The following is an 836-nucleotide window of genomic DNA, read 5'->3' on the forward strand; positions in this document are numbered from 1 at the left end:
TAGGGCGTGTGTGATGTTGTGATCAGTCGGCGGTTTTCACGAGGTCGTCGATCCAGATCATGGCGGCGCGGAGGTGGAGGCCGGCGAGGTAGCTGTCCGGGGTTTTGTCGTAGCGGGTGGCGATGCCTCGCCAGGCTTTCAGCTTGTTGATCAGACGCTCGACGGTGTTCCGTTCCTTGTAGAGGTCAGCGTCGTGGCTGATGGGCCGGCCGCCTCGTGCGCCCTTCTTCCTGCGGTTGGCGGCCTGGTCCTTCTTCTCTGGGATGACCGCCTTGATTCCCCGTTTGCGCAGGTAGGCGCGATTACCGCGGGACGAGTAGGCCTTGTCCCCGGCGACCGCGCCGGGTGTTGTGCGAGGGCGGCCGACGGGCAGGCGCACCCGCACCTTCTTGAGCACGGGGATGAACTGCGGGCTGTCCCCGGCCTGCCCGGCGGTCAGGACCAGCGCGAGCGGACGGCACTGGCGGTCCGCGGCGAGATGAATCTTGCTGGTGAGACCGCCCCGGGACCTGCCGAGCAGGGCCTGCTTCAGGCGGATCCTGTGTCGGCGCCGGATGCGCCGGCGTTCGTCGTGTCCGTTCTGTTCCTCCGAGTCGCCCCCTTTTGGCGGGCTGTCTCCTCTTCCCGCACGGCTTCTTCCAAGGTCTTCATGAGGTGCTTGCTGACCCGCATGCCCGCGGCATCGTGGTGGGCGCGGACCGTGGTGGAGTCCACGCTGACCAGCGACAAGCCCGTCCTGCCGGCGCCGGCCCCCTGGGCGATCAGGCCTTCCAGCAGAGCGGTGAACACACCCGCATCCCGCCACACGCGAAAGCGTCCGTAGACGGTCGCCCAGG

The 836-nt window shown here is 67.7% G+C and carries 1 pseudogene; it reads right to left on the reverse strand.

The features are described 5' to 3' along the window. Positions 1–22: 22 nt before the first annotated feature. Positions 23–836 (reverse strand): annotated as a pseudogene (locus tag N4G70_RS36885) (IS5 family transposase); the annotation flags it as partial.

Source organism: Streptomyces sp. ASQP_92 (genome assembly GCF_025399895.1).
Classification (GTDB): Bacteria; Actinomycetota; Actinomycetes; order Streptomycetales; family Streptomycetaceae; genus Streptomyces.